The sequence below is a fragment of the uncultured Sphingomonas sp. genome (genome assembly GCF_964237155.1).
Lineage (GTDB): Bacteria > Pseudomonadota > Alphaproteobacteria > Sphingomonadales > Sphingomonadaceae > Sphingomonas.
Map to the genome: position 1 here is coordinate 1 of NZ_CAXSHH010000038.1, position 24,765 is coordinate 24,765.

22 protein-coding genes and 5 pseudogenes are annotated in these 24,765 nt (G+C 65.9%); 11 read left to right on the plus strand and 16 right to left on the minus strand.

The features are described 5' to 3' along the window. Positions 1–355: 355 nt before the first annotated feature. From ACFE71_RS09565 to ACFE71_RS09580, 4 genes and pseudogenes are all read right to left on the minus strand, one after another. Positions 356–574 carry a hypothetical protein gene (locus ACFE71_RS09565; protein WP_375428592.1) on the minus strand — a complete coding sequence of 73 codons (219 nt, stop codon included), beginning with the start codon at positions 572–574 and terminating at the stop codon, positions 356–358. Further along, positions 551–722: pseudogene (locus ACFE71_RS09570) on the minus strand (IS3 family transposase); the annotation flags it as partial. The pseudogene ACFE71_RS09570 and the gene ACFE71_RS09565, both read right to left, overlap by 24 nt. 54 nt (positions 723–776) lie before the next feature. Beyond that, positions 777–1,076: pseudogene (locus ACFE71_RS09575) on the minus strand (IS3 family transposase); the annotation flags it as partial. Positions 1,077–1,162: 86 nt separating this feature from the next. After that, positions 1,163–1,546: pseudogene (locus ACFE71_RS09580) on the minus strand (transposase); the annotation flags it as partial. 68 nt (positions 1,547–1,614) lie between these two features. Here ACFE71_RS09580 and ACFE71_RS09585 point away from each other — a divergent pair. From ACFE71_RS09585 to ACFE71_RS09605, 5 genes and pseudogenes are all read left to right on the plus strand, one after another. Continuing rightward, positions 1,615–1,876, plus strand: a pseudogene (locus ACFE71_RS09585) (recombinase family protein); the annotation flags it as partial. Positions 1,877–2,258: 382 nt separating this feature from the next. Beyond that, a complete protein-coding gene (locus ACFE71_RS09590) occupies positions 2,259–3,233 on the plus strand; it encodes an efflux RND transporter periplasmic adaptor subunit (RefSeq protein ID WP_375428571.1) in 975 nt (324 codons plus the stop codon). Position 3,234: 1 nt separating this feature from the next. Beyond that, entirely contained in the window at positions 3,235–6,336 is a 3,102-nt protein-coding gene (locus tag ACFE71_RS09595) for an efflux RND transporter permease subunit (RefSeq protein WP_375428572.1), read from the plus strand. Next, the gene (locus ACFE71_RS09600) at positions 6,333–7,781 is read left to right on the plus strand and encodes an efflux transporter outer membrane subunit (protein WP_375428573.1); all 1,449 of its coding nucleotides are present in this window, start codon (positions 6,333–6,335) and stop codon (positions 7,779–7,781) included. Before ACFE71_RS09595 ends, ACFE71_RS09600 begins: the two co-directional genes overlap by 4 nt. Further along, positions 7,775–7,900: pseudogene (locus ACFE71_RS09605) on the plus strand (winged helix-turn-helix domain-containing protein); the annotation flags it as partial. The gene ACFE71_RS09600 and the pseudogene ACFE71_RS09605, both read left to right, overlap by 7 nt. A 27-nt stretch (positions 7,901–7,927) precedes the next feature. On the opposite strand, the gene ACFE71_RS09610 reads toward ACFE71_RS09605, so the two are convergent. Next, the gene (locus tag ACFE71_RS09610) at positions 7,928–8,419 is read right to left on the minus strand and encodes an Lrp/AsnC family transcriptional regulator (protein WP_375428591.1); all 492 of its coding nucleotides are present in this window, start codon (positions 8,417–8,419) and stop codon (positions 7,928–7,930) included. Between the two features lie 34 nt (positions 8,420–8,453). Here ACFE71_RS09610 and ACFE71_RS09615 point away from each other — a divergent pair, with 34 nt between their 5' ends. Beyond that, entirely contained in the window at positions 8,454–9,074 is a 621-nt protein-coding gene (locus ACFE71_RS09615) for a LysE family translocator (protein WP_375428574.1), read from the plus strand. Positions 9,075–9,103: 29 nt separating this feature from the next. Here the strand turns inward: ACFE71_RS09615 and ACFE71_RS09620 are convergent, their stop codons facing one another. From ACFE71_RS09620 to ACFE71_RS09635, 4 genes are all read right to left on the minus strand, one after another. Beyond that, positions 9,104–9,619: a Rid family hydrolase gene (locus tag ACFE71_RS09620; protein ID WP_375428575.1), complete on the minus strand. Its 516-nt coding sequence runs from the start codon at positions 9,617–9,619 to the stop codon at positions 9,104–9,106. Between the two features lie 52 nt (positions 9,620–9,671). Beyond that, a complete protein-coding gene (locus ACFE71_RS09625) occupies positions 9,672–12,230 on the minus strand; it encodes a TonB-dependent receptor plug domain-containing protein (protein ID WP_375428576.1) in 2,559 nt (852 codons plus the stop codon). A gap of 226 nt (positions 12,231–12,456) precedes the next feature. Continuing rightward, entirely contained in the window at positions 12,457–14,058 is a 1,602-nt protein-coding gene (locus tag ACFE71_RS09630; protein WP_375428577.1) for a flavin monoamine oxidase family protein, read from the minus strand. 523 nt (positions 14,059–14,581) lie between these two features. Beyond that, positions 14,582–15,031 (minus strand): hypothetical protein, encoded by a 450-nt coding sequence (locus tag ACFE71_RS09635; RefSeq protein WP_375428578.1) that lies wholly within the window; start codon positions 15,029–15,031, stop codon positions 14,582–14,584. Positions 15,032–15,201: 170 nt separating this feature from the next. Here ACFE71_RS09635 and ACFE71_RS09640 point away from each other — a divergent pair, with 170 nt between their 5' ends. Together ACFE71_RS09640 and ACFE71_RS09645 are read left to right on the plus strand one after the other, a co-directional pair. After that, entirely contained in the window at positions 15,202–15,870 is a 669-nt protein-coding gene (locus tag ACFE71_RS09640) for a hypothetical protein (RefSeq protein WP_375428579.1), read from the plus strand. Next, positions 15,854–16,168, plus strand: coding sequence for a hypothetical protein (locus tag ACFE71_RS09645; protein WP_375428580.1), 315 nt, complete (start codon positions 15,854–15,856; stop codon positions 16,166–16,168). The genes ACFE71_RS09640 and ACFE71_RS09645 overlap by 17 nt, the downstream gene beginning before the upstream one ends. Here ACFE71_RS09645 and ACFE71_RS09650 read toward each other — a convergent pair. Then, positions 16,105–16,875 (minus strand): hypothetical protein, encoded by a 771-nt coding sequence (locus tag ACFE71_RS09650; protein ID WP_375428581.1) that lies wholly within the window; start codon positions 16,873–16,875, stop codon positions 16,105–16,107. The two genes, ACFE71_RS09645 and ACFE71_RS09650, sit on opposite strands and share 64 nt — an antisense overlap. Here ACFE71_RS09650 and ACFE71_RS09655 point away from each other — a divergent pair. Next, positions 16,844–17,272 carry a hypothetical protein gene (locus ACFE71_RS09655; RefSeq protein WP_375428582.1) on the plus strand — a complete coding sequence of 143 codons (429 nt, stop codon included), beginning with the start codon at positions 16,844–16,846 and terminating at the stop codon, positions 17,270–17,272. The genes ACFE71_RS09650 and ACFE71_RS09655 overlap by 32 nt on opposite strands. A gap of 128 nt (positions 17,273–17,400) precedes the next feature. Here the strand turns inward: ACFE71_RS09655 and ACFE71_RS09660 are convergent, their stop codons facing one another. Both ACFE71_RS09660 and ACFE71_RS09665 read right to left on the minus strand, forming a co-directional pair. Then, a complete protein-coding gene (locus ACFE71_RS09660) occupies positions 17,401–17,757 on the minus strand; it encodes a type II toxin-antitoxin system PemK/MazF family toxin (RefSeq protein ID WP_375428583.1) in 357 nt (118 codons plus the stop codon). Positions 17,758–17,791: 34 nt separating this feature from the next. Further along, positions 17,792–18,073, minus strand: coding sequence for a hypothetical protein (locus ACFE71_RS09665; protein ID WP_375428584.1), 282 nt, complete (start codon positions 18,071–18,073; stop codon positions 17,792–17,794). A gap of 161 nt (positions 18,074–18,234) precedes the next feature. Between ACFE71_RS09665 and ACFE71_RS09670 the strand changes: the two genes are divergently transcribed. Then, on the plus strand, positions 18,235–18,639 hold the full coding sequence (locus tag ACFE71_RS09670; protein WP_375428585.1) for a GFA family protein: 405 nt from the start codon (positions 18,235–18,237) through the stop codon (positions 18,637–18,639). A 21-nt stretch (positions 18,640–18,660) separates the two neighbouring features. Here the strand turns inward: ACFE71_RS09670 and ACFE71_RS09675 are convergent, their stop codons facing one another. Next, positions 18,661–19,239, minus strand: coding sequence for a recombinase family protein (locus tag ACFE71_RS09675; protein WP_375428586.1), 579 nt, complete (start codon positions 19,237–19,239; stop codon positions 18,661–18,663). 470 nt (positions 19,240–19,709) lie between these two features. Here ACFE71_RS09675 and ACFE71_RS09680 point away from each other — a divergent pair, with 470 nt between their 5' ends. Then, positions 19,710–22,517, plus strand: a complete 2,808-nt coding sequence (locus ACFE71_RS09680) for an MHYT domain-containing protein (RefSeq protein ID WP_375428587.1) — start codon at positions 19,710–19,712, stop codon at positions 22,515–22,517. Between the two features lie 236 nt (positions 22,518–22,753). Here the strand turns inward: ACFE71_RS09680 and ACFE71_RS09685 are convergent, their stop codons facing one another. The 3 genes from ACFE71_RS09685 to ACFE71_RS09695 form a co-directional block, all read right to left on the minus strand. Continuing rightward, positions 22,754–23,122 (minus strand): response regulator, encoded by a 369-nt coding sequence (locus tag ACFE71_RS09685; RefSeq protein WP_375428588.1) that lies wholly within the window; start codon positions 23,120–23,122, stop codon positions 22,754–22,756. Next, positions 23,112–24,281 carry an HWE histidine kinase domain-containing protein gene (locus tag ACFE71_RS09690; protein ID WP_375428589.1) on the minus strand — a complete coding sequence of 390 codons (1,170 nt, stop codon included), beginning with the start codon at positions 24,279–24,281 and terminating at the stop codon, positions 23,112–23,114. Before ACFE71_RS09690 ends, ACFE71_RS09685 begins: the two co-directional genes overlap by 11 nt. A gap of 135 nt (positions 24,282–24,416) precedes the next feature. Beyond that, positions 24,417–24,632, minus strand: coding sequence for a hypothetical protein (locus tag ACFE71_RS09695; RefSeq protein WP_375428590.1), 216 nt, complete (start codon positions 24,630–24,632; stop codon positions 24,417–24,419). Positions 24,633–24,765 lie beyond the last annotated feature (133 nt).

Consider the following 24,765-nt stretch of genomic DNA (forward strand, 5'->3'; position numbering starts at 1 on the left):
CTCGTCAGGCTCATAACCTGAAGGTCACAGGTTCAAATCCTGTCCCCGCAACCACTATTTCCGAACACCCCTGGCTTCCCGCCGGGGTATTGTCCGCGTTTTGGCGAAGTCGGCCAATATCGCCATCGATCCTCGACGCTTACGACCAGCTGATCAGCTGCGTCCTATTTGACGGTTACGCTCGCGACGAGCGACCACAGCGCACGAATCGTATCGGTGCGGGTTAGCTGATCCCCGAGCGCCTCGATCAGCTTCATTACCGTGTCTACAATCGCTTGATCAGGATTGGCGGTGCTCGGCCAGCGTTGCGGCCGGTGCCGTGCGAGATTGCCGCTCGCCTCGTCTTTATCCGGCGTCAGTTTTTCGAGCTCTCGTCAAAGCGAGGTTCACCCTTGCCCTTCGTAGCAATGTGCGCGGTCTTGCCTACAAGCTTGCCGGCAGCGGCCAGCAGTATGGTGCTACGGCTAGGCTGTGCGCACTGGTTACCAGCCAACGCGAATTGCCGCCGCGTTGTGGCTTTTGTCAGTACCATCGGCAGGGCTCTCACAATCCAGCGCGGCAGCTGGTCGATCACGGCCTTAGGCGTCGAGTTTGGGGTTCGCGCGGACGTAGTCGCGTTTGAGAGTGCGTACGAACGCCTCGGCCATGCCGTTCGATTGCGGACTGCTGACGGACGTGATGCGCGACACCAGGCCGATGTCGCGCGCGAGGGCACGGGTGTCGCGAGTGGTGTATGGGCTGCCCCCGGATCAAGTCCGGGGCAGGCTCTTCCCGCCGTTGTCGCAGCCGATCTCGAGCGCGTCCGAGCACCAACGCGTGTTGCGCTGGTCGACCGCGACCCGGCCACCGTGCCGCCGCTCCTCGCCTCGCCCGCTGTGACGCTGGAGCAGCAGCCCGTATACCTTCATGACGCGGTAGACGCGCTTGGGGTTGGGCGCTGCGCGCCCGGTTTTCTCGGCTTGGCGACGCAGGAGCGCATGCACCCGGCGGTAGCCATAGGTCGGCAGCTCGGCGACGAGCGCGCCGATGTCGGCCACCAGCTCGGCGTCGGGCGGCGGCGGTCGTCCTCGCCGCCCAGGCGGTGGCCGGTTGCGCATGGCGGACAGGTGCGGCCTGCTGACGCCGATCGCGTCCGCGACCGCGCTCACAGGCCATCCCCGGGCGACGAGGTTGAGCGCGGCGGCAGTTCTTTTGGACCTGTGGCCCGGGACACGGCCTCGCGCAGGACCTCGTTCTCCATCGCCTTCTTGCCCAAGAGGCGCTGCAGCTCGCGCACCTGCGCCTCCAGCGCCCGGTAGTCGGACGCCGGCACCACCTTCTCGCCAGCAGCGGCCGCGGTGAGCGCGCCCTGCGCCATCAGCCTGCGCCACGTGAACAGCTGGCCGGGGCCGATGCCGTGCCGCCGGGCGACAAAGGACACGCTCATGCCCGGCAGGTAGGTCTCCTCGACGATCCGGACCTTCTCCTCCGGGGTCCAGCGCCTCCGGCGCTCGACACTGGAGAGGACCTCGCCATCATTGTAACGCCTGGTCGTATGCTCAGTCATATGCCTCGCTCTTAGCTAAGAGCGAAACCCCGTCAGGTCATTTAGGGGGCCAGTTCAGAGCGACAGCCTTGGGTAGGGGGGTGAGGGATGCCTGGGGCTTCCCCTACCTACGAGTCAGCGCCGATAAGCAGGATCCCGGATGCCAGGAGCGCATCGTCGCCGACGCAGCGCGGCCAGCTACCATGTCGGTGCGGTATATCGCGAGAAGGCGTCGCGCGCGCCGACCGGCCCGAGCTCCTACGCATGGTAGGCGCCTTCCGGCCCGGTGAGGTGGTCGTCACCGAGAAGATCGACCAAACCAGCCGCCTGCCGCTCGCCGAAGTCGAGCGCCGAAGAGAAGCAGGAGGCGCGGCAAGCTCATCTCGAACACCCCTACGGGCAAGCAGGTCAAGGTGCGGATTGCCGGGACCAAGCGGCCGAGGAACACGGCGCGGAAACAGGTTCTCCAGGAACATCGGCGCGGCGATCCCGAGATAGCCCGGCTGCTTGAGCCAGTGACGGGGCGATCGAAAGTTAGAACGTCCTCTCAGAACAAAGCCGGCGCGCGTCGCACCGATCAGCGAACGTCCGGTTGAGCTTTGCGACTACCGGACCTCCGCCGCGACATAACCGACCGCGCATGGATGTTGGGAAATGGTATAGAGCCCCCAACGAGCGCCCAATCCGGCGCCGCTATCGAGGTCCGATGTCGCAATCGTGTCACCGCGCCGTCTTGGCCGTTCTTCCGCTCGCGCTGGTCGCGTCCGCATGCGGGGAGACGGTGCCTTCCAAACCCGTCGCTCCCGCCAAGGCGGAGGCGGTCGTGCATGAGGGGGAGCTGCTGCGACTGACGCTCACTCCAAAAGCCGAGCGGCGGCTCGGCATCAGGACGGTCCGTATCGGCGAGGGTTCGGCATCCCGCGCGCGGGAAACGAGCGGCGAGGTCGTGGTGCCGCCGACAGGCGGCGCGGGCATGCCGATCGGGTCGACAACCGACCTCGCGCAGGTCGGAACGTCGCAGGCGGCGGCGGACGGTCAGGTCGCGCAGGCGCAAGCGCAGGTTCGGCTCGCGCGGATCGCCTACGACCGCGCCGCAGCGCTGGTGCGCGAGGAGGCGGGTAGCGTCCGGGCTCGCGATGAGGCGGCGGCGGCGCTGGCGACGATGCGCGCGACGCTGGACGCGGCGCAGGCGGGACGTCGACTGCTCGGGCCGTCGGTGGCGTTGATCGGCTCGCAAGCTACCCTATGGGTGCGCGTGCCGGTGTTCGGCACCGACGTGGCCGCGGTCGAGCGCGGACGCGGGGCAACGATCCGGCCCCTCGGCGATCAGTCGGCCGATCCGCGCGCCGCTCGCCCGGTTCAGGCCCCGCCATCGGCCAATGCGATGGCGGGTACCGTCGACCTCTTCTTCGCGTTCGCCAACAGCGACCGCGCCTACCGCGTGGGACAGCGCGTCGCTGTCGCCCTGCTGCTCGGCGGCACGGCGGAGGGACTCTCGATCCCGGCCGCCGCGATCGTCCGCGACATCTATGGCGGCGAGTGGGTCTATCAGCGGACCGCGCCGACCAGCTACGTCCGCCGGCGGGTGGAGATCACGCGTGTCGAGAACGGCCGCGCGCTGCTGTCGCGCGGGCTGGAGCGCGGGGCCGAGGTGGTGACCGACGGCGCGGCCGAACTGTTCGGCACCGAGTTCGGGACGCCGCACTGAGATGCTGGCCTGGCTCGTCCGCGCGGCGCTGACCCAGCGCGTCCTGGTCCTGGCGCTCGCCGCCTTGCTGGTGGTGCTCGGCCTGCGCGCCACCACCGACGTGCCGCTCGATGTGTTTCCCGAGTTCGCGCCGCCCCTCGTCGAGATACAGACGGAAGCGCCGGGGCTGTCGACCGAGGAGGTGGAGAGCCTTATCACGGTGCCGATCGAGACGGCGGTGAACGGCGTTCCCGACCTGGCGACGCTGCGGTCGAAGTCGGTGCTCGGCCTGTCGTCGGTGCAGATCCTGTTCGACCGCGGCACCGACGTGATCCGCGCGCGCCAGCTCGTTCAGGAACGCGTGACCCAGGTGCAGGGTCGGCTGCCGACCGCCGCGCGGCCGCCCGTGATGATGCCGCCGCTCTCGTCCACCAGCCGCGCGATGAAGATCGGCGTCTCGTCGGCCAGGCTCGACCAGATGCAGCTGTCCGAGCTGGCGCGCTGGACGATCCGGCCCCGGTTGATGGCGGTGCCGGGCGTCGCCAACGTCGCGGTCTGGGGTCTGCGCGACCGCCAGCTCCAGATACTGGTCGATCCCGATCGCCTGCGCGCGGCGGGCGTGACGCTGGCGGAGGTGCGCGCGGCCGCGGGTGACGCGGTGCTGGTCGGCGGCGGCGGCTTCGTCGACACCGCGCAGCAACGGCTCGCGGTCCAGCAGACGGGCGCGATCCAGTCCTCGGCCGATCTCGCCCAGGCGGTCGTGAAGCAGAGCGGCGACGCACCCGTCCGCATCGGCGACGTGGCGCGCGTGGTCGACGGTTTCGCCGCGCCGATCGGCAACGCGATCATCGACGACGGCCCGGGACTGATGATGATCGTCGAGAAGCAGCCTACCGGCAACACGCTCCAGCTCACCCGCGACGTCGAGGCGGCCATCGCCGAGCTCCGCCCGGGCCTTCGCGACGTGAAGGTCGACACGACCATCTTCCGCCCGGCGACCTTCATCGAGCGGTCGATCGACAACCTCACCCGCGCGCTCGCCATCGGCTGCCTGCTGGTCGCCGTGGTGCTATTCGTGTTCACCCGCGACTGGCGGCAGGCGACGATCAGCCTGGTCGCGATCCCCGTGTCGCTGCTCGGCGCGGGGCTGGTGCTGCTCTGGAGCGGGGCGACGATCAACACCATGATCATCGCCGGGCTGGTGATCGCGCTGGGCGAGGTGGTCGACGACGCGATCATCGATGTGGAGAACATCGCGCGGCGGCTTCGGCTCAACCGCGAGGCGGGCAACCCGCGATCGAACTTCGACGTGGTGCTGTCGGCTTCCCTCGAGGTGCGCTCGGCGGTGGTGTTCGCATCGTTGATCGTGATGCTCGTGTTCCTGCCAATCTTCTTCCTGGGCGGCGTGGCGGGCACCTTCTTCCAGCCACTCGCGGTCGCCTATGTGCTGGCGATCGCCGCGTCGCTGCTGGTCGCGTTGGTGGTGACGCCCGCGATGTGCCTGTTCCTGCTGCCGAACGCGCCATTGAGGGCGGAGCGCGACACCCGGCTCGTGGGCGCGCTCAAGCGCCGCTACGCGGACGCGCTGCCGCGGATGGTGGCGCGGCCGGCGTTGGCGATGGGGATCGTCGCGGGCGGGCTGCTGCTGGCGGGCGTCGGTTATGCCGGCTTCAAGGACCAGTTCCTGCCCGACTTTCGCGAAACCGACTTCCTGATGCACTTCGTCGAGAAGCCGGGCACCTCGATCGAGGCGATGGACCGGATCACGATCCGCGCCTCGCGCGAGCTGCGCGCGATCCCCGGCGTGCGCAATTTCGGCGCGCATATCGGCCGGGCCGAAGCGGCGGATGAGGTGGTCGGCCCCAATTTCACGGAACTGTGGATCAGCCTCGACGAGAATGTCGACTACGACGCCAGCATCGCGCGGATCAAGGAAGCGATCGACGGCTATCCCGGCCTCTACCGCGACGTGCTCACCTATCTGCGAGAGCGGATCAAGGAGGTGCTGACCGGCGCGGGCGCGACCGTCGTCGTCCGCATCTTCGGCCCCGACCAGGTGGAGCTGCGCGCCGCGGCCGAGCGGGTCCGCGCCGGCGTAGCGGGTGTCGACGGCGTCGCCGACCTCAAGGTCGAGCAGCAGGTGCTGGTGCCGCAGATCCAGGTGATCCCGCGCGCCGCCGACCTCGCCACCTTCGGGCTGACCGCGGGCGAGGTGCGGCGGCAGGCGCAGACGCTCGTCGCCGGGCAGAAGGTCGGCGAGATCTACCGCGACCAGAAGGCGTTCGATGTCGCGCTCTGGGGCGAGCCGGCGATCCGCGGCGACCTCCACGCGCTCGCCGACCTGCTGATCCAGACGCCGACGGGATCGCCTGTTCGCCTGCGCGACGTGGCGGACGTGCGCATCGTGCCCGCCCCGAACGAGGTGCGTCGGGAAAACGGCCAGCGTCGCATCGACGTGACGCTGAACGTCGCGGGCGGCGACCTGGGCGGCATAGCCCAGGCGGTGCAGGCCGCGGTCGGCCAGGTGCCATTCGCGACGGGCTACCACCCGCAGGTCCTGGGCGAGTACGCCGCGCTGCAGGAATCGCGCTCGCGGCTATGGACGACGGGCCTGCTCTGCCTGGTCGGCGTCCTGCTCCTCGTCTGGCTGGAGTTCCGCTCCGCGCGCATCACGGCGCTGGTCGCGGTCAGCCTGCCCTTCGCGCTCGTCGGCGGCGTGGTCGGGGTGGCGCTGACGGGCGGGGTGCTGTCGCTCGGCTCGCTGGTCGGGTTCGTCACGGTGATCGGCATCTCGGCGCGCAACGGCATCATGCTCCTGTCGCATTACGACCATCTCCGCCGCTTCGAGGGCGAGGCGTTCGGCCCGAACCTGATCCTGCGCGGCGCGGAGGAGCGGCTCGTGCCGATCCTGATGACCGCGCTCTGCGCCGGGCTCGCGCTGCTGCCGCTGGTCGTGGAGGGCGACAAGCCGGGGCATGAGATCGAGCACCCGATGGCGATCGTGATCCTTGGCGGGCTGGTCTCCTCGACGCTGCTCAACCTGTTCCTGATGCCCGCGCTGTATGCGCGCTTCGGGCAGGAACGGCCCGCGCAGAGTGCGCCGCTGGCGGCGGTGCCGGCATGATGCGGTGGATCATTCCCTTAGCCGCGCTGGCAGCCGCCGGATGCATGATCGCGCCCGCCCCGCCGCCCACGATCGCTCCGGCCAGCGCGGTCGGCGCGTTCACCGGGTCGTCCTCCGGCTCGATCGCGCCCGTGCCCGACGATTGGTGGCGGCTGTACGACGACCCCGTCCTCGACCGGCTGGTGACGGCGAGCCTTGCCGCCAATGCCGATCTACGCGTCGCCTACGCCAATCTCGACGGTGCTCGCGCGGCGCTCCGCCTGGCGCGCGCGCAGCGGCTGCCGCAGACGTTCGTCGAGAGCGCGGCGACGGTGGACAACCCGGCGACGCAACCGAGCACCTCGAACGTGCCCGCGACCGATTACGACATCGCCGCCAGCGCGAGCTGGGAGGTGGACCTGTTCGGTCGCCTGCGCTCGAATACGCTCGCCGCCCGCGCCGATGCCGACGCGCAGGACGCGGTCGTGGACGGCCTGCGCGTCGCGGTCGCCGCCGACACGGTGTTGGCTTACGTCGACCTCTGCGGTGCCACCCGCGCCGTCGGGGTCGCGCGGGAGGTGGTCGGCGTACAGGAGCGGGCGGTCGCGGTGTTGCGCGATCAGCTCGCCGCAGGCGAGATCTCGCCGCTCGAGGTATCGCAAGGAACGAGCCTGCTGGAGACGGTCCGCTCGACGGTCGCGCCGTTCGAGGCCGCGCGCGCCAACGCGCTCTATCGGCTGGCGACGCTCCAGGGCCGTCCGCCCGCCGAAGCGGCGAGTCTGGCCATCGCCTGCGCCGCGTCGCCGCGGCTCCGGTCGGTGCCGGTGGGCGACGGACAGGCGCTGCTGCTGCGCCGTCCCGACATCCGCGAGGCGGAGCGCCGGTTGGCGGCCGCGGCCGCGCGGATCGGGATCGCGCGCGCGGACCTGTATCCGCGCGTCAATCTGGGCGGCGCGCTCGGCCTGCTCGCCGGCGGGTTCACGGCGACCGCCACGCCGTTCATCAGCTGGGCGTTCCCGAACCAGGCGCCTGCGCGGGCGCGCATCGCGCAGGCGCGCGCGACCGAACGTGCCGCGCTGGCGGGCTGGGACGCAGCGGTGCTACGCGCCCTCCGCGAGGTGAAGACGGCGCTGGCCGCCTATGACGCGCAGCTGCGGAGCAACCGCGCGCTGGGGGCCGCGCGCGTCGAGGCCGAACGCTATGCGCGGCGCGCCGCGGCGCGGGTCCGGCTCGGCGATGCCGCCTACCTCATTCAGTTCGACGCCGAACGCGTCCGCGCCGATGCCGCGCTCCGTCAGGTCCAGTCCGACCTGATCGTGGCGCAAGCCGAGGTGGCGCTGTTCCGTGCGCTCGGCGGCGGCTGGCGCACCGGCGCACCGGCGCACCGGCGAGCTAGGACCGCACTTATTGTATTTTCGTCGCGCGCGGCTTGTCCGTCGCACTCGACCTGCATCGCCGCATGGTGACGCGCGAGGGTCGACGCATCACGCTCCAGCCGCGCGAGTTCGCGCTGCTTGCGGAGTTTACGCGCAATCCGCGTCGCGTCATGGCCCGGACGATGCTGCCCGAACGCGTGTGGGATTTCGACTTCGATCCCAAGATCGAGGTCGCCTCAGCGCCGGTCGTCCTTGGTGGACTCCATGACGATGTAGCTGGTGATGGTGCTGACCTGCGGGAGCGCGCCGAGCACCTCGGTGTGGAAGTGCTTGTACGATTCCAGGTCGGCGACCTCGACGCGCAATAGATATTCGACCGCGCCCGTGACGGCGTGGCACTCGCGCACGGCGAGCGCGTCGCCGATCGCCCGCTCGAAGGCGCGCTGCTCGTCCATCGTGTGCCGGGATAATCCCACCGCGACATAGGCCGTGAACCCGCCGCCGGCGACGACGGGATCGAGCACCGCCCGGTAGCCGCGGATCGCGCCCGTGCGCTCGAGCTCGCCCGTGCGGCGCGAGCAGGCCGACGCCGACAGGCCGACCCGTGTGGCCAGATCGGCGTTGCTCACGCGCCCGTCGCGGGAAAGCTCGCGCAAGATCCTGCGGTCTACTAGGTCCAAAGCGGCGTTTCCTTGCGCGAAATCGAGCCGAGGCGAGAAACTACGCAACCCTTCACCCCGCGTCACGCGCTATCGTCACGGCATGCTCACGCCCGACATGCTGGCGGCGCTCGCCGCCTTCGCGCTCGTCTCCTCCATCACGCCGGGGCCGAACAACCTGATGCTGATGGCGTCGGGCACCAATTTCGGCCTGGCCCGATCCGTGCCGCACCTGTCGGGCGTGTCGATCGGGTTCGTGGTGATGCTGATCGTCGTCGGCGCGGGCCTGGGCGCGGCGCTGGAGGCGTGGCCGGCGGCCATGCTGGCGCTCAAGCTGCTCAGCGCCGCCTACCTGCTGTATCTCGCCTGGAAGATCGCGACGGCGACGCCGCCCTCGGCCGGCGAGAGCGACGCGTCGTCGCGACCGCTCACCTTCATGCAGGCGGCCGCGTTCCAGTGGGTCAACCCCAAGGCGTGGACCATGGCGCTGACCGCCATGGCCGTCTATGTACCGGCGGACGACCGGATGCGCGGCGTCCTCGTCGTCGCGCTCGTGTTCGGCGCGGTGAACCTGCCCGCGGTGGGCATGTGGACCGCAGCGGGTGTGCAGCTGCGCCGGCTGCTTCACCGGCCCAGAGCGCTGCGGGTCTTCAACGTGGCGGCCGCCCTGTTGCTCGTGCTGTCCCTGTATCCGCTGTTGATCACCGACATGCCCGCGTCCTAGTTCCGGGATCGCCCGGACTTTCCGTGGTCTCACTTGGCGGCGGTCGCCTCGATCTCGACGAGGAACGCGGGGGAGACGAGCGCCGCGACCTGCACCGTCGACCGCGCCACGGTCGACGGATTGTCGGCCGTACCGAAGAACTGCTTGAACCCGTCGTTCATGCCGGCGAAGTCCATGCGCCCGCCAAGCTTGGGATCGCCCGCGACGAAGACGGTGAGCTTGATCACGTCGGCCATGGCGTAGCCGCGCGCCGCCAGGATCGTCTTGATCTTGCCGAGGACGCTGACGGTCTGTGTCTTGGTGTCGCCAAAATCGGCGATCGTCATCTGGGCGGGCGGCTTGGGCGGCGCGGCGGGGTCGAGAGGTGCCGCGAGCTGCCCGCTGAGATACAGGGTGGTTGCCCCCGGGCGGACGGTGACCCCCTGCAGGATCATTCCAGGCGGCGTGTTGGCGTGCCGTGTGACCGCCTCCGGCCCGGCGGCGGTCTGCGCCGCCGCCGGTCCCGTGAGCGCGAGCGCGGCGGCGAGTGCTGTCGATCGAAGCATGTGATCTCCCCTTGTCCGGCGGGCGGGACATGACCCGCCCGTCCGGCTCCTGTTAGAAATTGACGTTCAGTCGTGCATAATAATAGCCGCCGTTGATGCCGTAGGGGCTGAACGTCAGCGGCGCGTCCAGCACGTTGCCGCCGTTCACCAGCGTGAAGCTGGTCGTCCCGGGCACCAGCGCGACCGTGGGCGGGGTCTTGTCGAATACGTTGTTCGCGCCGATCGAGACCTGCGCCTCGTCGGTCAGGTCGTAATTGAATTCGACATCGCCGATGAACGCGGTGCCGATCGTCTGGCGGTAATAATCACCGCCATCGGGGCTCTGATCCTGCGAGCTCTTGCCGTACACGGTTCCGCGCAGCGTGGCGGAGAAGCGGTCCATTTCGTAGAATGCACCCGCGATGACCTTGACCCTGGGCGACGCTCGCTCGAGATTGCTGCGTGCCGTCCGGTCGAACAGGGCGATCGGCTGCGTCGCTCCCGCGGGCGTGAGTTGGGCGGGAGCCAGATCGATCCGCGTGATCTTGGTCTTGTTGTAATTGCCGGTCAGCGTCCAGTTGACCGTCCCGTATTCCCCGAAGTCGCTGCGGTAGGCGACCACCAGATCGACGCCGCGCGTCCGCGTGTCCGCGCCGTTGGTGAAGATGTTGATCCCCGTCTGCACCACCGTCGGATCGAGGATGTTGCCGTTCGCGACGATCGCCTGCGTCACCACGGGGAAGTTGAACGCGCCGCCCGATCCGAAGATCGCGCCCGTGCCCAGGATCCGGTCGTCGATCTTCACCTGATACGCGTCGAGCGTGATCGTCAGATCGGGAACCGGACGGATCACGGTGCCCACGCTGAAATTGAGCGACTTCTCCGCGTCGAGCGGGGCGAAGCCGATCAGCCGCGCCGCGTCCGAATTGGCGGGAAGCTGCACGAACGCCGCGGTCGGCGAGACGTTGGTCGCGGAGTAGAAGGACTCGGCCAGCGTCGGCGCGCGGAAGCCGGTCGCCGCCGTGCCCCTGAGCGCGAAGGCGGGGGAGAAGTCGTAGCGCGACGTGATCTTGAAGATCGTCTTGCTGCCGAAATCCGAATAATCCTCGTACCGGACCGCGCCGTCGAGCTTCCAGTCGGGCGTCAGCATCGCCGCCACGTCGAGATAGGCGGATTTGTTGTTCCGCTTGTTGAAGCCCGCGTCCGACGGTCGGAAACCCGGATAGGACTGGCCGCCTTCCTTGTAGATCGATCCCGGATCGCCCTGACCGATCTCGTAGGTGTTGCGGCGATACTCCGCCCCGAAGGCGATGTTGATGGGCTCGGCCAGCCCCGCCTCGAGCTCGTACCCCAGGTCGGCGTTGGCGGTGAACTCGCTGGCCTTGAAGAAGCCGTTGTAGAAGTCGGTCGGGGTGAAGCCCGTGTCGACGAACAGGCTGGCGTTGGCCGAGTCGACGGTGAATATCTCGTTCTTGTCCTGGCCGTAGGTGGTCGACAGGTCGTATTTGAACCCGCCCGCCATGCCGCGCACGCCACCGGTGAAGGCATAGTCGTCCTGCCGGATCTTCTCGCGCGGCGAGAACCCGTCGGCGTCGAACAGGATCTCGCCCGGCGTCGCCAGCGTGCCCCGGACGCCCAGCACGGGCGAGCGGATCACGCGGTCGGGGACGCGCAAATTCTCGTAGGCGCTCGCGATGCGCTTCGAATAGGTGCCGAACGCATAGACCTCGGTGTCGCCGAAATCGTAGCCGGAGTTGAATTGAAGATTGGTCAGCCGCTGCCGGGCGTTGCCGTTGATCAGGTTCACCGACGGAAAGCGGGGGATATTGGCGTACAATGCGCGCTGCGCCGCCGACAGGTTGCTCCGGAGCGCGCCGTTCGTGTCGGTCACGCGGCGGTCGAGCCCGCCGACGATCGTGAAATCGTTGTACCGGTGAAAACCGGTCACGTTGATGAAGCCGTTCTCGCCGACCTTGGTCGCCAGGTGGAGCGTGCCCGCCAGCGTCTCGCCGCCGACGCTGTAATATTCGCCGCCGGTGACGTAGCCGTCGCCGCCCTCCGAGTCGTTCTTGAGGATGATGTTGATCACGCCCGCGATCGCGTCCGACCCGTATTGCGCGGCGGCGCCGTCCTCGAGCACCTCGATCCGGCTGATCGAGGAGGGCGAGATCAGGTCCAGGTCGGCGGTCGCCGCGCCCTGGTACGCACCGCTCAGCACCGCCAGGTTCGCGGTGCCGTGACGGCGCTTGCCGTTGACGAGCACCAGCGTGTGGTTGGGGCTGAGGCCCCGCAGGCGGGCCGAGAGCGTCAGGTTGGCGGTGTCGCCGCCGAACGCCTGCGCGGTGAAGGAGGGGACGAGCTGGGTGAGCACCTGGTTCAGGTTGGGCTGGCCGACATGGCTCAACGCCTCCTCGCTCAGCACCTTGATGGGAGCGGCGCTTTCGGCCGCCGTGATGCCCGACGCGCGGGTGCCGGTGACGATGACGTCCTCGGACACCTGGGCCATGTCGGTCGTCTCCGTCGGCGCGGGCGGCGGTGTCTGCTCGACGACCTGCGCCGCCGCGTTCGAAGAAAAAGCGACGATGAACACAGTCGTGATCGCGACCCTTGAAGTCTCGGTAAAGATACGCATGGATGATCCCCCTGTTATATGGAGCGATCAGGATCCTCTTCTGTTATTATGTTCTAGTTGCGTGATCGTTCATCCTGCGTGTCATCTTGTATCAGGGCTTCTTATATAGTCTTAACCCCGGTCCTGTGTTTGAACATTAAATATTACGGAAACGCAACAGCTTTTATTCATCTTGGCGTCGCCCGGCCGGTCCGGAACTTCTTGGACCCCGAGAAGAGCGCCTCCGCTACGCCGCCCGACGTGCCGCCGGAGCGGTCAGCGCCTCCGCCGTCACCCGCTTGGCGAGCGCCATGACCTGCATGTGCGCGGACTGGATGCCGCCTTCCTGCCAGCCGGGCGTCTGGCTGAGCGCGGCGCTCGCGAAGTAGACGCGGCCCTCCTCGCGCTGGAGCGCGCGGAACTCGGCGGTGTCGATCCGGGCTTCCTGCCGTCCGTTCGCGCCGCCCGCCCGCCAGTCGGGCCACGGCCCGAGGCTGTAGGGCACCTTGCTCCAGTTGACGGCGACGCCGTTCATCAGGTCGCCGCCGTGCCCGGGATGCAGTCGGTCGACCACGCCGCGCGAGAAGGCGATCTGCTCGGTGATCGGCCGCTTGGCGAACTCGGCCGCGGTCTGGCCGGACGCGTAGCAGGCGAGAAGCATCCCGCGCTCGCCGTGCAGGCCGGCGGAGGGGTACCAGACCAGGTTCGTGGGCCCGCCCACGAACGAGATCCCGCCATAGATCTGCTCGCGCTCCCAGAAACGCGGGCTCTCGAAGGCGACCTTGTTGGAATGGTCGTACACCACGCCCGCCACGATGCGCTTGAGCGCGGGGGAGAAGTTCGTGTCGATCTTCGCCAATACGGGAAACGGGATGGTGCATAGGAGATAGTCGGCGCGCACCGTCTCGACGACGCCGCTCGCCCCGTCGCGATAGGCGACCTCCACGCCCTCCGCGCGGTTGCGGATGCGGGTGACCTCGGCGCCCAGCAGCGCGGGCCGGCGCAGCGCCGCGTCCATCGCCTTGTGGATGCGGTCCATGCCGCCCACCGGCTCGAACATCGTCGCCTGCATGTAGAGATTGTCCTCGAACACCGTCATCGGCAGCCGCTGGTTGCCGAGCAGGCGGCTGAGCGGCATGCCTTTCGACGGCGATGCGAAGGTGACGCCCGCGCCCGGCGCGTTCCCGAAGCCCGAGCGCTCGGTGCCCGTGAAGGTCTGGGTCTCGTCCAGGTCGCCATAAGCCTTGAGGAACGGCAGCAGCTTCTCGCGGTCCGCAGCGGTCAGTTCCGTATCGAGCGAACCCTTGCCGATCGCCTTGCTGAGCAGTTCGGCGATGTGGCCGCGCGTGTCGTTGATCGCGGTCCGCATCCGGAGCTTCGATCCATCATCAGCCATGATGTAGGCGGAGCGGCTGGAATTGACCTCCACCTCGATCGGCACGCCGTATTTGCGCGCGTAGCCGAGCAGCCCCTGGTGGAAACTGGGAATGCGCGCGGGCCCCGCGTTGAAATAGATGCCGTCGGAGAAGCGCGCGGTCTGCGTTTCCTCGCCGATCATCTCGATCTTCTCGCCGTCGCGCACGGTCCAGGCGCGTCCCCCGACCCGGCCCCGCGCCTCGAGCAACGTGACCAAGAAGCCGATCCGTTCGAGCTCCAGCGCCGCCGCGAGCCCGGCGATGCCGGCGCCCAGCACCACGACGTGCTTGCCCCGGCCCATCGTGACCGGCAGCCCGGTCAGGTCCTGCGCCGCCGCCTCGCCGGCCAGTCCAAGCGCGTGCATCGCCCCCAAGGTCGCGCTCAATCCACCGACCAGCCCTAATCGCCCCAGAAACCGCCTGCGTGTAACCATGGAACGCTCCCCCGATCGTCCGCCGGCGAACCTGCCGACACTTAGGACCCCGCATTCACGGGGCGACCGATCAAAAGCATCATCTCCGCAGCGTCCAACGAGGCGTCGCCCTAACGCAATGGGAATGCGAGTCACCACCCCCAAGCGTAACGTAGTTTCGCTTGTCATCGAATCTTTATTGATTTGTAATCAACAGGACTTTTCCCGTGTCCGCAAGGGTCATTTGGCTCGTCCCTCATTCAAACTGAGAAACTCTCATTATGAAGATGTATCGAGAACCAGAAACGGCCTGCGTCACGGCGGTGGGAAGCGGGATATGCTGCGATTGGCGACCCGCTCGCTACCGTGCCGCCACGGCGACTCAATGCGCAAAAAGCACTTTGTGCTCCAGCGACCCCATCCCAATCATCGCCGTATTGGAGCAGGTGGCTCGCTCGCGATGTGTGGCGTAACAGCGCTGGTCGTTCAAGAACGGCATAAGGCCGCCGTCACAGGAGCCGCTATATACCACCTTAAGCAAGGATCAGCGGTCGGCGGGGCCGTGAACCGCACCATTGCAGGGCGGATCGCCCGGTCCGAGGTCCTCCTGCCGATCGTCCGGGGAAAGCAGCCACCGCATCGCGTCCACCTCGTTGTCGAAGATGCGTTGGTTGGGGATGGCGATGCGCTCGACCTGCCGTTTGAACAGTGCGCTGGACACGATCGTCGCCACGCGCCGCGGCTGGCGCGCCGGTGCGCCGAAGCGTTCGCGATAGGCGAATATCAGTTCGCCGGTTTGCACACCCGCCTCGCGCGCGTCGACCAGCGCCAGCAGCTCGTGCCGCGGGTGACCGGCCGCGGCCATCCGATCCGCCGCCGCCCGGATCTCCCGATCATAGGCGAAAACGGTCTCCGAGATCCAAAATCCTTTCATCACGACATGCACGAGCTTTTTCGCCGGGTCGGTCGTGATGATGAATTGTTCCTGTTCCATAGAACCGTCACGCTACATGCGGAGTCCTAACAATTCGTCGCATCCATTCGTTCTAATGAGCGACCGGATCGCCCCTCGCCGCCTCCCACTGCGCCGAGGTGAGGCGGCCATCGGACAGCGGTGCCAGCTCGGAAAATGTCGTGCCTTTGCACGTTTCTTGGTCGGGATGCGTGAACAGCCAGGATGTGCGGGCTTGGGTATGGCTTTGGGCGAGCGGCTGGCGGAGCGCGGACGACCGGTACGCGGCCGGTGTCCAGGCGCGCTACGGCGCGTTCATGCACGAGACGCCCTGGTACCGCTTTCCGTTCGGGCGCGCGCTGGCGGGCGCGTGGCATACAACCGAGCCGGATTACGTGGCACGGCATTGGGAGCGCCGACTCGCCGCGACCGCCGAATACGGCGTCAAGGCTGGTTACGCCGGGCTGATCGGCGCGGCGACCGGTGCGGCGCTCGGTGCCGATGCGACGAGCCTGCAATTCGTGGCGCGCGCGACGCCCGCGGCGATCCGCGCTGTAGACGCGCGCCTCGCGCCGGTGCGGACGCTGCCCGGCGGCCTGGTCGTGGTCAAGGCACCGCGATACCAGCAATTCACCGACCTCATTGCCAAGCTGGTCGACGCGGGCATTCCGCTCGTCGAGATCGCGGGGAACGACGACCTGCTCGCGACCGTGCTTCTGCCCGGCTCGACGGCTCTCGGCGACCGCGCGCCTCTGTTCGAGGTCGCCGCGGGCGACGGGACACGGCGGCTGGGTCTCGCGATCAAGGTCGCCGAGCTCGGGGCGGTGACGCGCCACGCCGTGAGGGCGGGCGGATCGGTCGAGCATGTCTACGACTACTAGGCCCCGGTATGCGCATGCGGCCAAGGCGACAGCGCGCGTCGCGCTCGTGCTCGGCGCGTGGAGCGGGGTCATGCTCGCGCTGCCCTTCCTCGGCCCGCCCGATCGGCCAGTGGCGGTGCTGGGCGACGGCCACCGCGCGGTCGGGATCGTCGCGGCGGCGGGCGGCCGGATCGTCGAGGTCCGGCGCGGCGGCGTGGTGGCGCGCGGCGACGGGCCGGGCTTCGTCCGCGCGCTCTACGTCAACGGCGCGCGCGCGGTCGTGGTGGCGCGCGCGGCGACGGGCTGCGGCGGCGCGTAGCGCGCGTACCAGGTGTTGCTGAACAGCTCGCCCGGGTCCCACGCGCGCTTGGCGGCGAAGAAGGCGTGCACGTCCGGGTAGGCGCGCCGAAGCTGCTCGGGCGAATAATGGAGCTGGTAGGGCAGGAAGAACCGCCCGCCCTGGTCCGCGCACAGATCGATCAGGTCGCTGGTCAACGCCCGCATCTTCTCCGTCCCCGCCGCGTCGGTCGCCTGGTTTAGATAGAGCACGACCGAAAAGGACGGCGCGGGCGCGTAGGAGAGCGCGTTGCCCTCGACGCCGACCGCGCGGATCGACGCGTTCACCAGGTTGGCGTCGTGCGACCGGAACAGCGTGCGCATCGCGTCGATGAACGGCACGATCCGGTCGCGCGGCACGAAATATTCGTGGAGGATGTCGGTCTCGCCGGGCAGGTCGTTGAACAGATAGTCGACGCTGTCGTGCATGGGGTCGTTGCGCGCGACCAGGCACGCCTCGCCGTCGCCCATCGCCTGCGCGCGGGTGACGGTGCAGCTCTCGAAGCGGAGTTCGAGATGCTTCTCGCTCCACCATTTCACCGCCTTGAACAGGTCGTTCTTCTTGGACAGGTTGATCGTCGCGCGCCGCAGCTTGGTCGCCGTCACCTCGGTCAGCGCGGCGCGGTCGAGCCCCTGGTCCTCGGGGACCCGGCGATAGGTGTACCCGATCGACTGGCGCGAGCTGTCCAATCTGATCCGGTTTCGCCGCGCCAAAGGCCGGTGTGAGCATTGCCGTCGCCCGCATGGCCGCGACGTGCTGCACCTGGGCGATGGCGTGTGGTGGGATGAAGGCGATGCGACCTGGCGCGATGGACGGGGCAGGGGACTCCGCTACCTGCCGACGCCGGCCGAGCTGCCGCGTATGCAACCGGGCCTCGCCGGCATCGACCCGCCCGCGACTGTGAGGGTAACGCGCGTGGTCCTTGCCAGCGCGCACCTGAACCATGATCCCGGCGACAACCGGCCACGCAACCTGGCGGCGCTTTGCCAACGGTGCCACATGGTTCATGACTCAGCCGAACATCGCCGTCGACGCTGGCGTAACGCCTTCCGGCATCGCGCAATGGCCGATCTGTTCGCCAGTTAAACCAAAGGCCGCCCCTTTCGGAACGGCCTTGGCCTGTAGCTCCCTCGCGGGAAACGGACACTCTTACGAGCACCGCAAGTGAGCCCGATATAGCGGCCTGGCGCTTAATTTCAACTTAAACCTGAACGCTACTCAACCGGCGCGGGCTTCGGGAGCCATGCCAACATGAGGGTCAGCACCTGGTCGAACTCGGTTGCGGACATCGCTCGAATCCCGCTTCTATCCACGCTCAAACGGCTGACGGCCACCGTCATTACCTTATCGCAAATCGCCCAGCTCGCCCGTCCGTCGATCGAGGTCACAAGCGGCAAGGCCCACTTATTGCCCGTCTGATCCTGGGTCGAACAAGGAATGACCGTCACCGCCCCGTAGAGCGTATTGCGGTAGGATATGATAATGACGGGGCGGCGCTTCCAGAACTCGGGAAGCTGCGCGTCCTGGGGAAAATCACACCAGTAGAGCTGCCGGATTTTCGGTGCTCCCACTAGCCTCGGTGTGACCCTTGGGGGCGGAAGCTCGTTAGGCGTCATGTCGGCTCCCTGGGGCTGCGCTGCCGACGCTGGCAAGCGAAGCCTCCTGCCGCGCGCAGTACTCCCGCAACACCCGCTGCACCGTCGATCGCGACACGCGGAACAGGTTGGCGAGCTGGACGGGGCAGCCCTGGCCGGACTCTGCCTTGGCGATGATCTCGGCGCGCTGGGGAGCGGTGAGGCTCGGCTTGCGCCCAAGGTACCGTCCCGCCTTACGCGCGTGGCTGAGCCCGTTCATGGTCCGCTCGAACTCGGCGAACGCGCCTAGCATCGAAGCGGGAGTGCCGAGGCAAAGGTCATGCCGCAGCCGATCGGCTAGGATGATCTATCTGGTTGCCCCGCGTTCCCATACCGTTCTTCATACCTAATCCCTGCTCAGTCATAAGGGGGCCGCTGCGCGGTTAAACGCAAAAGTCGGAAAGGGAGCAACCGATGGCTACGCGAGTAGGCGGGTGTCGCTGTGGAAGCGTTCGGTATCAGGTCGAGGGTGATCCTGTCGTCGGGATCGCCTGCCACTGTCGCGACTGTCAATATGTTGCTGGTGGTGCCGCGAACCTGACCTGGGTGTTCAACCGCTTGGGATTTGCGGTCACGGCTGGGAAACCGCATATCTACAAAGCGACCTCGAAAAGCGGGGGCTCGTTCTTCTGCGCCGGATGCGGTGTGCATATGTTTTCGCAGCCGGATACCAACCCTGGCCTGGTCGCCGTAAAAGTCGGCAGCTTGGATGACGCGACCGGCTTTAAGGTCGATGCCGACATTTGGATGAAGTTCGCGCCGGCCTGGCACTCTGCCCAGGAGGGATCATTACATTTTGATGGGAACCCGGAAATCTAAGCGCCAACGCCAGCCCTGGCGTCACTTCACCGCATCCTGCCGCGCCCTGTAATCACGCAGCACGCGCTGCACGGTCGATCGCGACACGCGGAACAGGTTGGCGAGCTGGGCGGGGGAGCCTTGGCCGGACTCGGCCTTGGCGATGATCTCGGCCCGCTGGGGGGCGGTGAGGCTCGGCCGGCGTCCAAGGAGCCGTCCCGCCTTACGCGCGTGGGTGAGCCCGTTCATGGTCCGCTCGCGGATCATGGCGCGCTCGAACTCGGCGAACGCGCCCAGCATCTGCGTCATCAACCGGCCGGGTGCGGTGGTGGTGTCGATCGCCTCCGTCACTGACCGGAACCCGGCCCCGGCCGCGGTGATCGCCTCCAAGGTGAACAAGAGGTCGCGAAGCGAGCGCGATAGCCGGTCAAGCTTCCACACCACGAACACGTCGCCGGGCTTCAACACGCCGATCGCGCGCGCCAGCTCGGGGCGGTCGCCCTGGCCGCCTGATGCTTCCTCTTGGTAGATCATCGCGCACCCCGCGTCGGTCAGTGCGCGGAGCTGCGGGTCGAGGTCCTGGGAGTCGCCTCGGGACACACGGGCATAGCCGATTTCCATGCTCGTGTTCTGACACGGGTTTCTGACACTCCGCAACCCGCGGAAAAGCTGGGGTGGGGTGCTGGTGTCAAAACCGACCGAGACTGTTGAAAAACTCAGGCGGTGTTCGATAATTGCGCTTACTTAGAGCGTTCAAACAAGGAAGCCTGACTTAAACGAATAATCGTGCATTCTTTAGTCACAAGAAGCACGATTATTATAGCGGCTGTGGAACGGCCGAGTCTTTCAACAGTCTCGACCGGTTTTGACACCAGGCTCACGGCAGAAATGTTGTTGCGTCAGCTTCCTGAATCTGTCTCTGATCAGCTCTTTTGAGGATCGTCATTTTCAGGAAGGCCACGCAGCACCTTGCTCCACCAACGCACTGGCGCAACAACACCTCACGGTTCGGTCGGGGTTGATGAAGGCGGGTGTCACGTCATCGACCTAAGTTCAAAGGTGTTCAGTGCAATGCAGTCCGACCGTGTTTCATGCCAGTGAGCGGCGTCCACGATACCATGCTGGTCGCTTTGTCGATCATAATCGCGGTCGTTGCGTCCTTCACAGCGCTTAGCCTGGCAGGTCGCGTCAGGGCTTCGAGCGACCGCACCCGTCACGTCTGGCTAACGGCCGCAGCAACCGCGTTAGGCGGTGGCATCTGGTCCATGCATTTCGTAGCGATGCTCGCCTTCAGCATGCCCGGCATGGGGATGAGCTACGACCTTGCGCCCACGTTGGCATCGCTGGCGCTAGCGGTAGGATTTACCGGCGCAGGCTTTGTGATATTGGACTGGCGAACGCCATCGGCGCGAAGGATCCTTGCCGCAGGGCTTCTGATCGGCATCGGCGTCGCATCGATGCACTATCTCGGGATGGCCGGCATGCGGATGCCAGCTACCGTCAGCTATGATCCCGCTTGGGTCGTTGTCTCCATCGTGATCGCGCTTGTCGCCGCGACGACTGCCGTATGGCTTGCCGCGCGGGATCATCAACGGCCTCACCGCGCTGCGGCAGCAATCGTGATGGGGGCTGCGATTGCCGGCATGCACTATTCCGGCATGTATGCGGCGATTTTTACCCGGTCAGCTCCCGTCGATCGGGCTGAAGGTCTCGCCAGTCTGGGGCAAACCTATCTCGCTGCCGCAATCAGCTTGGTAACGCTGCTGATCCTGCTGTTGGCTCTGGGCGCGGTGCACCTCGAACGGTTTTTCCAGAACGCGGCGCAGCGGGAGGCGCGCCTGCGTTTCCTAGGAGAGCTGAACGACCACTTATTCGCATCCGAAGACGCATGGCACGCAATGAACGCCACAGCCGAATTGCTCGGACGCAGGCTGGGAGCGTCACGCTGTGCCTACGCTGATGTCGACGAAGACGGCGACCGCTTTTGGATACGGAACGACTATTCTGCACAGGACCTGGAAAGCTCTGTCGGCGAATACAGCCTCGATCTGTTCGGCAACCGTGCGGCAACCGATCTGCGCGCGGGAGAGACGCTGGTCGTCCGGGACGTCACCGGGGAGTTGGCCCCGGGCGAGGGGCGCGAGATGTTTCGGGCTATCGCTATCGATGCGATCATCTGTTGCCCGCTGATCAAGGACGGCCGCTTGGCAGCAATGATGGCGGTCCATCAGGACCACGCACGTGATTGGACGCCTCACGAGATAACGCTCGTGAAGGAAGTCGTCGAACGTTGCTGGGCACATGTCCGTAGGATCGGAGCGGAGAGCAGGTTGCGCGAAAGCGAAGAACGCCTCCGGCTTGCCGTCGATAACGCCGAAGTGGGCTTTTGGGACGTCGATGTCATTCATGACGCACTGATCTGGTCGCCTTGCACCAAGGCGATGTTCGGGATCTCTGCCGACGTGCCAGTCACCATGCGTGACTTCTTCGACGGTTTGCACCCGGAAGATCACGAACGGACCGCAGCAGCCTATGCGGCAGCTGCTGATCCAGACCAGCGCGCACTCTACGAGGTCGAGTATCGCGCCGTAGGCAAGGAGGACGGCGTCGTTCGGTGGGTCGCCGCTAAGGGACGCGGCATATTCGACGCGTCGGGGACCTGCCTAAGAATTACTGGGACGGCTGTGAACGTAACCGCGCGCAAGCTTGCGGAAGAAGCGCTGCGCGAGCTGAACCTCACGCTAGAGGCACGTATCCTTACCGCGATCCAGGAACGCGAGGAGGCGCAAGAAGCGCTTCGCCACAGCCAAAAGATGGAGGCTATGGGGCAACTTACCGGGGGCGTCGCGCACGACTTCAATAATCTACTTACGCCGATTGTCGGCAGCCTCGACCTTTTGCAGCGTAAAGGCGTCGGTGGTGAACGAGAACAGCGGCTAATTGGAGCTGCAATCCAATCCGCGGACCGTGCAAAAACGCTCGTACAGCGTTTGCTTGCCTTTGCGCGACGGCAGCCCCTGCAACCCGTTGCCGTCAATGTGGGCGAGCTTGTGACCGGCATGAATGGCATCGTGTCCAGCACGACGGGGCCGAAGATAAAGGTTGTAGTCCAGATACCTGAAGATTTGCCCTGCGCCAGAGCCGACCCCAACCAACTTGAAATGGCGATACTCAATCTCGCCGTCAACGCCCGGGACGCCATGCCGGAGGGGGGCGTTCTTTCCTTTTCAGCAAGAGCTGAAGACATCGGTCCGGGTCACCCTTCCGGCCTGAAGCCGGCCAGGTACATACGCCTGACCGTCGCAGATACCGGTGTAGGCATGGACGAGGCGACGCTAACCCGCGCGGTTGAGCCGTTCTACTCCACGAAGGGCGTCGGGAAGGGGACAGGCTTGGGGCTTTCGATGGTTCATGGTCTCGCCTCACAGCTAGGCGGCGCTCTCGATATTCAGAGTCGACCAAACCATGGCACGACCGTCCAGCTACGGTTGCCGGAAAGCGAATTAGCTCCAGAGACTGAAGTAGCTTCTGAGAGGAACGTCGCGCTCGTGAAAAGCGGGACAGCTCTGGTGGTTGACGACGAGGCGCTGGTTCGTATGAGCACTGCGGAGATGCTGATCGATCTGGGCTATGCAGTCGTCGAGGCTTCCTCTGGTGAGGAAGCCATGTGTCTGATTGGGCAAGGTACGCAGTTCGACGTGTTGGTGACGGACCATCTCATGCCGGGCATGAACGGCACCGAGTTGGCTGCCGCGGTTCGCTCTCTCAGGCCGGAAGCCCCGGTACTGGTGGTTTCAGGCTACGCAAAAACCGAAGAGATCGATCCTGCGCTATCGCGTCTGCAAAAGCCTTTCCGCAAGACCGAATTAGCAGCGAGCTTGAGACAAGTCTTGCGGTAAGGCAGTTACGCTGCAAATCCACCTTAGCCGGTGTCATAACCGACCGAGACTGTTGAAAAAGTCGAAAGCGGGCTCGACTGCCGTTCGAGCACGCAATATACATGCAGCCAGCCCCGCCGACGCGCATTAAACGTTCTATAACTGCGTGGTAATAGCTTGTCTTGTTACTCGCTAGTGAGCTGCGTCAGAGTGAGGCGGAGTTTCTCAACAGTCTCGACCGGTTGTGACACACTCGATCAGCAAGCTAACAAGCGCTTAAATCGATCCGACACATCTTGGTAGTTGAACGGCTTTCTCAAAATGGGCCGCTCATGATATCGTTCTGGCACTCCCTCCGTGCCCTGTCCGGTTGCAAACATATATGGCACGCCACGCGCGCCGAGCGCGTCGGCGATGGGGTAGCTTTTGGTCCCGTTTAGATTGACGTCCAACGTCGCGACGTCGAACTCTTCCGCGTCGATGAGGGCAAGGGCTTGGCTAACGGTCGCGGCCGACATGATGGACGTGCATCCGAGATCGGCCAACATGTCCTCGATGAGCATCATGATCATCATTTCGTCTTCGACGACCAAGACGCGCTGACCGGCGAGTAGCTTATCCGGCATGGGCACCTTCGGGTGCTGGAATGTCGATCGTGCAAACCGCGCCTTCTTCAGGGTAGTCGAGACGGACGGTGCCTTCCAGCTCGTGACCCAAACCACGCTCGATCACCTGCGAGCCGAACCCTTTGTGCGATGGCGGAGCGACCGGCGGGCCGTTCTTCTCCTGCCAGCGGATGATCAGCCTATTGCCCGCCGGCATCGGTACGACCGCCCACTCGATCAGGACGCATCCGGCCTCGTTGGATAGCGCACCGTACTTCAGGGCGTTGGTCGCGAGTTCGTTGAACGCGATACCGAACGCCAGCGCCGCCTTCGGTGGAATGCGGACATTCTGGCCCGCGATGACAAAGCGTTCCGCGCGCCCGCCTACGACCCCGAACGGCTCCAGCACCTCATTCAACAAGTCGCGCAGACCCGAGCCGTCCCACTGTTCACGGGTAAGTAAGTCATGCGATCGGGACAAAGCGAAGAGGCGAGAGTCGATAGCTTCTCGAACGACCTGGGTATCGGATGACCTTTTGAACGCTTGCCAGACTATCGACTGCACCGTGGCCAACGTGTTCTTCACGCGATGATTGAGCTCGTCGATGAACATCCTCGACTTGTTCTGTGCTTCCTTATGCTTCGTGATATCCATGAATGAAACGAAGTGCTGCACGATTTCGCCGCTCTCGTCCCAGACGGGGCTTATGAAGACCGAAACGAATAACGTGCTGCCGTCCTTGCGGTTGTAGTCGATATCGATGTTGTTGTCGTGCTTTCCGATACTCTCAAATTCGGCCTTAATCTTTTCCAAGACCTCGGGGTCGACGCGCTGCTCCAGGAGAGAGTTGAAGCTCTCTCCCAATGCCTCGTTCCGGTCGTACCCGGTCAGCTTGAGGAAGCTGTCATTCGCATAGACGATCGGGTCGCCGGGTGCCTTTGCGTCGGTGAACAGCATTGCCATGCGTGTCGTCTCGGCGGCGACAACGAAGGGTCCAAGGTCTTTCCGAAAATCGTCGACGGCCGCTTCGGCGTCTTCCTGCTTTTCGGACTTTGGCTTAATTTCAGACATACCAAAGCTCCGTCCAGATCGTTTGCCAGACCTTGTTGTCGGCAATCGTAACTGCAAAGCTCCCTCATGCAATGCAGAAAATCCAGGCTTGCCAATCTGTTTAGCCACGCCGCTGCGGTTTCGGTCGGCACCTGGCCGGCGAATTTCTTCGGGATCAAAGTCGTGTTGCCCGTCGAGAAAGATTCCGTCGTTCTCGCGATTCAGGGTGTGAATATAGCTCGTTGGGTATGCTTCACCTCAATACTACCGGAAGTGCTCGGCCTCGGCCTGCTCCCACGCCTTGCATAGCAGCCCCTCGCCCATTCCGAGCATGAGCGGGTTATCCACGTCGTCTCGCGCCTTTGCCAAGACGTCTTCCAGCACGCGGGCAAGCGTTGTTCTCGGAAACGGGTGGTCAACCAACACGTCGGCGATGCCGTCCAGCACGGTCGCCAACGTCGAAATGTGATAGTCCAGCATGGTCGTCCCGCCCTATACCCCACCTACCCTGGTGGGTGCCTGCCGCTTGGCCTACCGCCGCCCTCTTAACGCTTGCGCCCGGCGTCACAACCGTTCGAGACTGTTGAAGAACTATCGCTTGCGGCGGCCGTGC